We start from the raw sequence: 11,935 nt of genomic DNA on the forward strand, positions 1-11,935 counted from the left end.
AGGAAAAAAAGAGTAAAAGCGACTTTTTTTGGCAACGTTTAAAACAAAAACGAGCATTTATTCCGTTTGTAAAAAACAATTTATTCCTTTAAGGAATCATTTCTTATTGCCAATAGAAGGATAGCTTGCCTATATTTTTGTTGTCGGTAAGCTCCTAGTAAGCAACAAAGTGGATAAATAAGCATTTATGAATAAACAGGATATGAGCCCACGTTCTTTTAGGTGAAAAGTTAGTGATTTTTAAACATGACACTTGATGGCCTGCCAAATCGTATGAATGTGATTTTACAAATTGATGGTCGAGTCAAATTAGTCTCTTTGACTTGTCGTTAAAATAATATTTCTTAATTGCAACATATTATTAAAATAATTAATATCCACTTATAAAAAGCCCGCCAACAAAACTGATGGACGAGTCTTAAAGACTAAGCGACCAAGCTTATAAATGAGGATGACAAATGGAAGTAGCAGGAAAGTACGACTACATTATTGTTGGAGCAGGAACTGCGGGTTGTGTATTAGCTAATCGATTGACACGAAACCCCAATGTCAATGTGCTATTGATTGAAGCGGGAGCAAAAGACGACTACATTTGGATACATATCCCGGTAGGTTATCTTTATTGCATTAATAATCCACGTACCGATTGGTTGTATCGGACTGAGCCTGATTCTGGACTGAACAATCGCAGCCTGATTTATCCACGCGGAAAGGTGCTTGGTGGATCTTCTTCCATTAACGGCATGATTTATATGCGAGGCCAAGCCCGTGATTATGATCAATGGGCGTCAATTACTGGTGATACGTCCTGGCGTTGGGAAAATGTTTTGCCACTTTTTAAGAAAAGTGAAGATCACTACAATGGAGCGAGCGCTTTTCACGGAGTGGGCGGAGAGTGGAGAGTGGAAAAACAGCGATTGTCATGGCAAATTCTGGATGCTTTTCGGGATGCCGCCGCTGAGACGGGTATCCCAAAAGTGGATGACTTCAATCAGGGTAATAACGAGGGTGTAGGTTATTTTGATGTCAATCAAAAGCGTGGAATTCGATGGAATGCGTCAAAAGCATTTTTACGTACCGCAGCGACCCGCGGAAATCTAGAAATCATGACCGGTTGTCATGTAAAACGGCTTCAAATTAATGCCGGTGAAAATGGTTTGGAATGCACAGGTGTTGAATTTTTAGGCGGTGGCAAAGAATGGTCGGCAGAAGCAGCTAAAGAAGTTCTATTGTGTGCTGGAGCAATTGGTTCGCCGCATATTTTACAATTTTCGGGAATTGGTCCAGCCACGCTCTTGCAGCAAAACCATATTCCGGTTGTGCATGATTTGCCAGGTGTTGGAGAGAATTTACAGGATCACTTGCAGATTCGCATGGGATTTAAAGTCTCGGGCGTGAAGACGCTCAACATGATGGCGAGCAATTGGGTCGGGAAAATGAAAATTGGATTTGAATATTTGCTGTCACGCAGCGGTCCAATGTCGATGGCGCCATCGCAGTTAGGTGCGTTTGCTAAATCCGATTCCACCCAGGAAACACCTAATTTGCAGTACCACGTGCAGCCATTATCATTGGAAAAATTCGGCGATCCTCTGCATAATTTTCCTGCATTTACCGCTAGCGTTTGTAATTTGCGACCAACGTCTCGTGGTCATATTCGGGTCGCGTCGGGTGATCCTATGGTTGCCCCGAAAATCACGTTAAATTACCTTTCTACCGAGCTTGACCGTAAAGTAGCCGCGGCTTCTGTAGTGTTAACAAGAAAGATTGCTGCGGCCCCCGCATTGCGAAAATATGCACCAGCAGAGTTTATGCCGGGTAACGATTTTCAAACCGAAGAAGACCTGATTCGCGCTGCGGGCAACGTGGGTACGACTATTTTTCACCCCGTCGGTACTTGCATGATGGGTAAAGTAACAGATAAATTAGCGGTAGTTGATAGTAAATTACGTGTAATTGGCGTAAATAGACTGCGTGTAGCAGACGCTTCAATAATGCCAACGATTACTTCAGGAAATACGAATTCACCAACTATTATGATTGCCGAAATGGCGGCTAAATTTATTTTGGAGAAGGTTTCTGAATAGATCGGGCTTACGGCTGGATTTGCCAAATCAGGGTTTCCGACAGATTAACCAACATCTTGGTAACGACGCGATTTTCTGTGGCTTAAATTACCATAAAATGTTGTTGATTTGAGTTTAGTACTTATACGTATTGCTCAGTGTTCTGGTCCTCTGTACTATCCGTCAAACCAGTTTCAGTTGCTATCAACCTAATAAAAAATTTGTACCGATGGCTTGTCACGGTGCAAAGAAAAACCCTAAGGAGACAGGATGAGCGATTTCATCTTAGAAACGAAAAGCCTGACTAAAGAATTTAAAGGCTTTACGGCGGTAAGTGATGTCAATTTACAAGTTGAGCGCGGCCATATTCATGCTTTGATCGGTCCTAATGGTGCTGGCAAAACGACCTGTTTTAATCTGCTAACTAAATTTTTGATTCCGACGACCGGACAAATTTTGTTCAATAATCGTGATATCACCCTTTCTGCGCCTGCACAAATTGCGCGACAAGGGATTATTCGTTCTTTTCAGATTTCAGCCGTGTTTCCGCATTTGTCGGTGATGGAAAATGTTCGCATCGGTTTGCAACGCAATTTAGGCACCTCTTTCCACTTTTGGAAAAGTAGCAAAAGTCTTTCCCAGTTACGGGATCGTGCAATGGAGCTGCTGGCAGAAGTTGATTTGACGGAATTCGCTGATACCTTAACCGTTGATCTTCCTTATGGTCGTAAGCGGGCATTGGAAATTGCGACAACACTAAGTATGAATCCGGAACTAATGTTGCTTGATGAGCCGACGCAGGGAATGGGACATGAAGACGTGGATCGGGTTACAGCGTTGATTAAGAAAGTTTCGGCAGGTAGAACCATCCTGATGGTTGAGCACAATATGAGCGTAGTTGCCGGTATTTGCGACAAAATCAGCGTCTTGCAGCGCGGCGCGATTTTGGCAGAAGGCGACTACAAAACCGTGTCAACTAATCCACTTGTAATGGAAGCGTATATGGGTACTGAAGCAAGCACACTCGAAGGAGCGCATTAATGCCGTCTGTTATGTCTCAGCAAGGTTCTGAAAATACAGTGGAAAAGTCCAGTAATTCGGTTAAACCACCTGCGCTTTGCATTACCGATCTGCATGCTTGGTACGGCGAATCACATATTTTACACAGCGTGAATTTGACGGTAAATGCCGGCGAAGTAGTGACTTTACTGGGCCGTAACGGTGCTGGTCGGACGACTACGATGCGCGCGATCATGGGATTAACAGGTACGCGTAAAGGGTCTATAAAGGTCGGTGGTGTTGAAACTATCTCCTTACCAACGCATAAAATTGCGCATCTTGGTCTGGGTTATTGTCCTGAGGAACGCGGTATATTTTCTTCGCTTTCTACCGAAGAAAACTTGCTCTTGCCGCCGTCTGTTTCGAAAACTGACAAAGGTATGTCAATAGCAGAAATTTACGACATGTTTCCTAATTTGGAGGAGCGTAAAAATAGTCAGGGAACCCGGTTGTCTGGTGGTGAACAGCAGATGTTAGCGGTGGCGCGTATTTTGCGTACGGGCGCGCGGCTGCTGTTGCTTGATGAAATTTCTGAGGGCCTTGCACCGGTGATTGTTCAAACTCTAGCGCGTATGATTTTATTGTTGAAAGAGAAGGGTTACACCATCGTTATGGTGGAACAGAACTTTCGATTCGCAGCGCCGTTAGCTGATCGCTTTTATGTGATGGAACATGGACAGATAGTGGAAACATTTGGTGCCTCACAATTACAAGAAAAAATGCCCGTATTGAATACGTTACTGGGTGTTTAAAAAATAGTAGTCAATACAAAAAAACAAAAATAATAAAGCAAAAACAATAAAGTAAAAATAATACTAATACATAAGCTGATCACACTAAATGCGTGATTGTCAGGTAAAAATGGAGAGCAAATTGAAGATTAAATTGAAAGCAGTATCACTCGCAGTATTTTCCACACTGGCGTTTGGCGTCGCTGGATCTGCCACGGCACAGATATCTGGCGATACAATCAAGATTGGCTTTATTACCGATATGTCGAGTGTGTATTCGGATATTGATGGCCCTGGCGGCGCAGAAGCAATCAGAATGGCTATCGCTGATATGGGTGGAAGCATTAACGGCAAAAAAATCGAATTAATCGTGGCCGACCATCAAAATAAAGCGGACATTGCATCAAGCAAAGCGCGCGAATGGTTTGATCAGCAAGGCCTGGATATGTTGATCGGTGGGACCAATTCCGGCACTGCGCTGGCGATGGCAAAAATTGCTACTGAAAAGAAGAAGCCATTTTTTGAAATCGGCGCGGGTAGCACACGTTTGACTAACGAAGAGTGCACGCCTTACACGGTGCATTACGCGTATGACACCTATGCATTGGCTAATGGAACAGGTTCTGCAGTCGTCAAGCAAGGCGGTAAAAGCTGGTATTTTCTGACCGCTGATTATGCGTTTGGAAACTCGCTGGAAAAAGATACAACAGCCGTGGTGAAGGCATCAGGCGGAACTGTTTTAGGTGCAGTCAAGCATCCGTTAAATGCATCTGATTTTTCTTCATTCCTGTTGCAGGCACAAGCATCCAAAGCGCAAATTATTGGATTGGCAAACGCCGGTGGCGACACCATTAATGCGGTCAAAGCAGCAAACGAATTTGGTATTACCAAGACTGCCAAACTGGCAGGTTTACTGGTCTTTATCAATGATATTCATTCGCTGACATTGAAGCAGACCCAGGGAATGTATTTGACCGATAGTTGGTATTGGGATCAAAACGATGAATCACGTGCCTGGGCCAAGCGATATTTTTCAAAAATGAAAAAAGAGCCATCGAGCTTGCAAGCAGCCGACTATTCTGCGGCCACGCAATATCTGAATGCAGTGAAAGCCATCGGTACCGATGATGGTGAAAAAGTGATGGCACAGTTGCGCAAGACAAAATTTAACGACATGTACACCAAAGGCGCCTACTTGCGCCCTGACGGACGCGTGGTGCATGACATGACCTTGTATCAGGTTAAGGCACCGGCAGAGTCAAAGTATCCATGGGATTATCTCAATAAAATTCAAACAATCCCTGCGGAAAAAGCATTTATGTCTAAAGCAGATTCTAAATGCGCGACTTGGAAATAATTGATGTAGTTGATATTAGCAGGTAGCAGGATTTTTGATATTTGTTAATACGATGCTCTTTGTCGCTGAATAAGCTGCAACTGAATTACAACTAAGTCCGTCACTCACGGCATGTCGTTTGCCTGACGCAATATGCGTCGTGAAACATATGCCTGAGTATTTTTTTATGATTCATCACTATTCCAGTTCTGTCCAAAATTCTTCTGCCGTCATGCTTAAAGTGAGCTTAGGCGTCAGCAAGGATACTGTTAGCTGAAGTAATCGGTAAGTAACCTGTTGTCAGGTATATTCTCGATTAATTTGACGAAAATTCAGGACCGAATTGAGTGTGATTTTATGATGACATTGCCATGGAATTGTTCGGCATCCCTCTGCAAGCCTTGATGAGTCAGCTACTGCTGGGCTTGGTCAATGGTTCTTTTTACGCCATGTTATCGCTCGGCCTGGCGGTAATCTTTGGCTTACTTAATGTAATTAATTTTGCGCACGGTGCGTTGTACATGATGGGCGCATTTTTGGCCTGGATCGGATTGTCTTATTTTAATCTGAACTATTGGGTCATGCTCGGTCTGGCACCGTTGATCGTTGGTGTTTTCGGCATCATCATCGAAAAAACCATGTTGCGCTGGCTGTACAAACTTGACCATCTTTATGGTCTGTTGCTGACCTTCGGTATTACGTTGATGGTAGAAGGTATTTTTCGCTCGTTTTACGGGGTTTCCGGTCAACCGTATTCGGTCCCTGACTTGCTGAGCGGTGCGACTGATATCGGATTTATGATATTGCCAAACTACCGTGCGTGGGTCGTATTTGCGTCGCTAGTCGTTTGTTTTGCGACCTGGTTTGTCATCGAAAAAACTAAGCTTGGCGCCTATTTGCGTGCTGGTACGGAGAACCCAAAACTGGTTGAGGCTTTTGGTATCAACGTGCCATTGATGGTGACACTCACCTACGGTTTCGGTGGTGCGTTGGCTGCCTTTGCCGGCGTGCTGGCGGCGCCGGTCATTCAAGTCTCTCCGTTGATGGGTTCCAATCTTATTATCGTTGTTTTCGCGGTGGTAGTGATTGGCGGCATGGGTTCAATCATGGGCTCTATCATTACTGGATTAGCGTTGGGTGTCATTGAAGGTCTGACGCGTGTTTTTTATCCCGAAGCATCGGCTACCGTGGTCTTTATTGTCATGGCAATCGTTTTGATGATTCGTCCTGCTGGTTTGTTCGGCAAGGAAAAATAGAAAATGAGCTATTCCGTGCGCTATTACCTCTCGGTAAAAAAACGCTATAACAAACAAGTTATCAACGACGCTAATCGTATGCAAGGATGGTCAGCATGAATAAAAAAGTTCTCTATGGTGTGATATTGATCGCCGCGCTGGCCGCGCCGTTTGGTATCTATCCCGTATTTTTGATGAAAGTATTGTGCTTTGCATTGTTTGCATGTGCTTTCAATTTGCTGATTGGTTTTACTGGTTTGCTGTCGTTCGGTCATGCTGCGTTCTTCGGCGGTGCCGGTTATGTTGCTGGTTATACGTTGACGAAATTGGGCTTGCCAACAGAAGTAGGGCTGATACTTGGCACCTTGACGGGCGCATTGATTGGCTTGGTAATGGGTAGTCTGGCGATTCGGCGACAAGGTATTTATTTCACGATGATCACCCTTGCGCTGGCACAGATGGCATATTTCGTTTGCCTGCAAGCACCGTTTACTGGCGGTGAAGATGGTCTGCAAGGCGTGCCACGTGGCAAGTTACTAGGCTTGATCAGTCTTGATAGCGACTTAACTTTATATTACGTTGTGCTGGCGATTGCGGTACTTGGATTTGCGTTGATCGTACGGACGATTAATTCACCTTTTGGTCAGGTGCTGAAGGCCATCAAGGAAAACGAGCCGCGTGCGATTTCACTTGGCTACGATGTGAACAGGTACAAATTACTGGCGTTTGTTTTATCGGCGGGACTTACTGGGCTGGCGGGTGCAACCAAAACGCTTGTGTTGGGCTTTGAGACGCTTACAGACGTGCACTGGACCATGTCTGGCCTTGTGATATTGATGACGTTGGTTGGTGGCCTTGGTACGCTGACGGGGCCTATTGTCGGCGCTGTGATTATCATTGTGCTTGAAAATAAGCTGGGTGATATCGGCAGTTGGTTGGCCGTAGTGACGCATGTCGACTGGTTTAATGGTTTAGGTGAATCGGTGACGATTGTGACTGGCTTTATATTTATTGTCTGCGTGCTGGTGTTCCGGCGCGGGATTGTCGGTGAAATCGGAGCGTTGTTTAAGCGCCGGGTGGCTGATAATTAAACAGTTTCAGAACAGCTTTGGTGACAAAACTGTTGCACCGTTTAAAGCCCGCGCAGAGTAGTTGCGCGGGCTTTTTTAGTTTCTGTTTGCTCTGTTATTGTCACGATATATTGTTACGATATGTGCGGTCGTCAGTTTGCTGCTACCAGCTTGTGTCGATGATTTTTTTATCGGTATTTGATGGGTATCGCAAAAGGCGGTTTGCCCGTTTGCTTTATGACTTCAACCTGGATTCCGAGACAAGTCTCGACCGTCTCCGAGGTCATGGTAATGGTGGGCGCATCCTGTACCAGTATCGTTCCATCGTCCAGGTTCCCATTATTTTGACCTTTGAAATAGGGACAGAATGGATTTGAATCATCCCGTTATTACCGACGAAAATCATAATCGGTAACGCGCTGACAGCGGCGGCGGTTAAGATTACTTTTAATGCGCCATTGTCGACCTGACGTGCAGTTTGCCGCGCTGCCAGACGGTATGCTTGCGTGCGGCTCAGACCAACATCACGCAGTATGCTGAAAAATTGATGCTTGTCAGTCATACCGTTCGATGCCGCCTGGAACCTGGCAACACCGATGGCCGCTGCCGCTTCGCGATGACGTAATTTTTATTGCAGTTATTGCAGATGATTGGAAATCACTTCTGCCTGAGATGTGTCGGCGTTTAAAAACGCTGTCGTAGTCTGCTTGGATTGAATGGAGTCGCGCATGATTATTTTTCTTTTTAGTATTGCAATTTAAGTCCGACAGTGAAATTGCGACCGGGTGCGGTATAGGCGTCTTTCACATTGGAACTTTCTGCTAAGCCGCGTACATCTGACCAATTCCAATATTTGCTATCGAATAAATTGCTTACTCCTGCGTACAGCGTGGCAAATTTGCTGAAGTTCAATCCGGCGCGCAGGTCGGCGATAGTAGAGGAGGGTGGCGCGAAATAGGTCGGCGTAGAAATATCTTTACGGCGCTTGCCGCACTGATAGTTGATGTCTGCCTGCACAAACCAACGTTCGCTTGGTTCGTAGCGCAATCCGAGCACCGCCATGAAGGGATTGACGGTGTCGAGCGGATTGCTTTGGCCGTTGGACCGCGTCGAACCTTTGGTGTAAGCCATACCGGTTTTGATACCGATGCCGTTCGAAAACTGCCAATCGAGTCTTCCTTCCAATCCGCTAATTCGGGCCTCACCGCGATTGATGTATTGAAAAATGTAAGGATCGACGTAGGGACGACCGCTGCCGCTGACAATTTCCTGTGAGGTAAAGTTTTGATACCGACCAGTGAATGCGGCTGTGCTTTAACGCAGCACGTTGCCTAAGTCGCCATAGATTTTGCCGCGCAACCCAATCTCTATCGTATTGCTGGTTTCAGGTTTTAGATCAGGATTGCCGACAGTGGCATAACCGAACATCGGATTTCCGAAGCTATTGTTGACCTGATTTGGCGTCGGAGTGCGGAAGCCGCGTGCGTACTGAATGTAGGGTACGAGTGCTGGATTAATTTCAAGCATCAAAGCCAGTCTCGGCGAGATGGCGTTGCCGCTTGCGGGCGTGGCGTGACCGGTGTAAGCCGGATCGTTGCTTTTGGGTGTTAGCCGATAGGAATCAAAGCGCAATCCAGGTACCAGCGTCAAACCACCATATGGAGTGAGTGCAATCTCATCTTGCAAAAAACGCCAAACAATCCGTAGTCCGTGTCAGGGAAGGCTTTGTTTGGAAAAGGAGCCTCTCCAACGCCCGGTACGGTACCGTTACGCGCACCGCTGATGCGGGCCATGCTGGTGTCGACGCCCTAGATTAAGTTATGCTGCAGGCTGCCCGTGCTGAATCCACTTTCTGCCTGGGCCGAACCGCCGATTGTGTTCTCTTTATAGATATTGTCGCGGGTCCGATCAGCAGTAGGTCTGCGCTGTTCATACGAAGTTTGATGATTGTTGGCGTCTTGATAATAGAATTTCACGTGGGCGTTCTGGAGCAGCCAACTGCCATTTTCTTTGTTATCGCTGAAATCGTAATCAAAGCTGACACGATTGCGTTCGACGCTGTCTTTTGCGCGCAGGGCCAAAGTGGTCGGCGTAATGGCTGACAAGACGTCTGAAGTAGTCTCCCCTTCTTGATGGGTAAGGGTAAGGGTCAATTTGTCGCGCGGACTTGCTGTGAAGACTACTTTGCCGAGTAATGAATTGCTGTCACTGTCTTGAGGAGTTGCGGCATCACGATTCGGCCCGAGGATATGACGTTGGGCCTGGTTTGTGACTTCATGGTCCTGTCTTTTATTGGCGATTAACATGGCTTCAAAGCGTTCACCGTCGAACGCCGCTACCGCCGTAGTAGAGATACTGCCATCAATGGAATTGTAGGATGGTTTGATAGAAAAATATGTTGGTTTTTTGAAGATATCAAGAAAGTCGCCGGGGTCTTCGGTGATGAAGTTGACCGCACCGGTCAGGCCATCGCTACCGTACATGGACGAGGCGGGTCCGCGCAATATTTCCACCCGTTTGTAGAGATCCATCTCGCCATAGTCGCCGCGCCCGGCCTCTAAAGGGCCGAAGGAAAATGCACTCGGCAAACGAATGCCATCTTCCATTAGCAAGATACGATTGCCTTCTAGCCCGCGAATATTGATGCCTTCGTTGCCGCCACGACCGCCAGCAGTGGCTGCGGATGCGGGGCGGTAGGGCCCGCGTCGAACCGTAACACCGGGTTCGTATCGTAGCAAATCCTTAATATCCTTGGCTTGCTGCTCTTCCATGGCGGCGGCATTTATGACTGAAATACTGCTCGGCGTTCTGGATAAAGGCTTTTCGGATCGTGAAGCTGTTACTGATATTTCTTCCAGAGCAAGATCGGGATGAGAGTTATAGGCGGCTAGCGTTGATGTTGTGGCGGGGCTTGTTTGCAGCGACTGCGCTGAGCTCGGTAACGAGTAAACAGTGGCAACGAAAGCGATAAAGCGAATAACAGCGCGAGTAGAAGGGCTTGTGCCCGCGCGCATGGCGGCGGTAGGCTTCGATAAAGGAAGCTGGGATGAAGAGGCAAACATACGTACTCCAAGGTCAATAAAAAGCTTATTGGCTGGCGACGGTATGTTGCGGCTGGCTTAGATAAGTTGCGGGAATGGAAGCTTGCGTGAGCAGGAAGTCGCTACAAGACTAATGAAGAATCATTATAGATGAGAATAATTCCTATTTGCAAGGTTTCCGTTGTCCGTGGCGACCTGAAGTTAAGTCGGTCAGGTTGGGGCAGGTGATTGTCTGCTTGCCGCATCAACTTTGAATGAATGGGCAGTAAAGAAGGGCGGTTATTGTTGTGTATAGGTAAAATTGTGGGCTGTAACCTGGTAAAGATTTTTTACATTTACATTTACATTTACGTGCCGTGTACTGGATCATCTTATATCGGTATCATGCGACAAATCGCGGCCACAATAGGGATTGAACATGCCTGACTTAATATTTAACTTTGGGCTTCTCGCCATAGCCGGATTTCTCGCTGGATTAATTGACGCCGTGGTGGGTGGAGGAGGATTGATCCAAATCCCGGCTTTATTTTCCATGTTGCCTAACACCGTGCCAGCGACGGTACTTGGAACCAACAAGTTGGCCGGTATCTTTGGCACGACTGCTGCTGCCATCAACTATGGGCGAAGAGTTCGTTTGGCCTGGCGGGCAGCGTTGCCCGCAGCAGGTGCCGCTTTTGTATTTGCATTTCTGGGTGCATATACGGTCACTCATATACCGACGGATGCGATCCGTAAAAGTCTGCCATTTATTTTGCTAGCGGTTGCGGCATACACCTTTGCCAAGAAGGATTTCGGCAGTATTCATGCGCCCCGCCATAATGGATCTAAAGAATTGGTCATTGCGATACTGATTGGTTGTGGAATCGGATTTTATGACGGTCTTTTTGGTCCTGGCACAGGTAGCTTCCTGATTTTCTTATTTGTGCGGTTTTTTGGATTTGACTTCCTCGCTGCCTCTGCTGTATCAAAGGTTGTGAACGTCGCGACCAATTTTGCGGCATTGCTTTGGTTTGGCTACAGCGGACATATTCTTTGGCAACTCGCGTTGCTAATGGCGATCTGTAATGTCGCAGGTTCGCTAGTGGGTACGCGATTGGCCATAAAGCACGGCAGTGGATTTGTTCGTAAATTATTTTTGGTGGTGGTATCGGTCTTAATATTAAAAACAGCTTACGATGCGTTTTTAAAATAATAAATGGTTTCACGTGGAACAACGGGGTTTCAAAAACGAAAGATTTGTTTGGTTTAAGATAGTGAACGTCAAAACGAGTCGCAATTGTTTCACGTGGAACCATCCGTAAATCCGCCTTTACATATTTTCGCGAATCGTTTGAACATATCTCTCGGATAAGTTTGTTACTTACTAATGTTTGAATTGTGGTAAAAGCTCAAGTGTC

The 11,935-nt window shown here is 46.3% G+C and carries 9 protein-coding genes and 1 pseudogene; 7 read left to right on the plus strand and 3 right to left on the minus strand.

What is annotated here, in order from left to right; all coding sequences use genetic code 11:
- Positions 1–458: 458 nt before the first annotated feature.
- The 6 genes from QN379_RS19730 (at position 459) to QN379_RS19755 (ending at position 7,518) form a co-directional block, all read left to right on the plus strand.
- On the plus strand, positions 459–2,087 hold the full coding sequence (locus QN379_RS19730; protein WP_322234497.1) for a GMC family oxidoreductase: 1,629 nt from the start codon (positions 459–461) through the stop codon (positions 2,085–2,087).
- Between the two features lie 249 nt (positions 2,088–2,336).
- Complete coding sequence (locus QN379_RS19735) at positions 2,337–3,107, plus strand: ABC transporter ATP-binding protein (RefSeq protein ID WP_322234499.1); 771 nt, start codon at positions 2,337–2,339, stop codon at positions 3,105–3,107.
- A gap of 11 nt (positions 3,108–3,118) precedes the next feature.
- The gene (locus QN379_RS19740) at positions 3,119–3,877 is read left to right on the plus strand and encodes an ABC transporter ATP-binding protein (RefSeq protein ID WP_323507392.1); all 759 of its coding nucleotides are present in this window, start codon (positions 3,119–3,121) and stop codon (positions 3,875–3,877) included.
- Between the two features lie 127 nt (positions 3,878–4,004).
- Positions 4,005–5,213, plus strand: coding sequence for an ABC transporter substrate-binding protein (locus QN379_RS19745; protein ID WP_323507393.1), 1,209 nt, complete (start codon positions 4,005–4,007; stop codon positions 5,211–5,213).
- Between the two features lie 350 nt (positions 5,214–5,563).
- Entirely contained in the window at positions 5,564–6,448 is an 885-nt protein-coding gene (locus QN379_RS19750; RefSeq protein WP_322234502.1) for a branched-chain amino acid ABC transporter permease, read from the plus strand.
- A 95-nt stretch (positions 6,449–6,543) separates the two neighbouring features.
- Positions 6,544–7,518 (plus strand): branched-chain amino acid ABC transporter permease, encoded by a 975-nt coding sequence (locus tag QN379_RS19755; RefSeq protein ID WP_323507377.1) that lies wholly within the window; start codon positions 6,544–6,546, stop codon positions 7,516–7,518.
- A 262-nt stretch (positions 7,519–7,780) separates the two neighbouring features.
- On the opposite strand, the gene QN379_RS19760 is transcribed toward QN379_RS19755, so the two are convergent.
- The 3 genes and pseudogenes from QN379_RS19760 to QN379_RS19770 form a co-directional block, all read right to left on the minus strand.
- Positions 7,781–8,059, minus strand: a complete 279-nt coding sequence (locus QN379_RS19760) for a ChuX/HutX family heme-like substrate-binding protein (RefSeq protein WP_322234508.1) — start codon at positions 8,057–8,059, stop codon at positions 7,781–7,783.
- Positions 8,060–8,241: 182 nt separating this feature from the next.
- Positions 8,242–9,183 (minus strand): annotated as a pseudogene (locus QN379_RS19765) (TonB-dependent receptor).
- 122 nt (positions 9,184–9,305) lie between these two features.
- On the minus strand, positions 9,306–10,559 hold the full coding sequence (locus tag QN379_RS19770; RefSeq protein ID WP_323507378.1) for a TonB-dependent receptor plug domain-containing protein: 1,254 nt from the start codon (positions 10,557–10,559) through the stop codon (positions 9,306–9,308).
- Positions 10,560–10,956: 397 nt separating this feature from the next.
- Between QN379_RS19770 and QN379_RS19775 the strand changes: the two genes are divergently transcribed.
- A complete protein-coding gene (locus QN379_RS19775; protein ID WP_323507380.1) occupies positions 10,957–11,730 on the plus strand; it encodes a sulfite exporter TauE/SafE family protein in 774 nt (257 codons plus the stop codon).
- The last annotated feature ends 205 nt before the right edge of the window (positions 11,731–11,935 follow it).

The sequence above is a fragment of the Glaciimonas sp. Gout2 genome (genome assembly GCF_035018905.1).
Lineage (GTDB): Bacteria > Pseudomonadota > Gammaproteobacteria > Burkholderiales > Burkholderiaceae_D > Glaciimonas.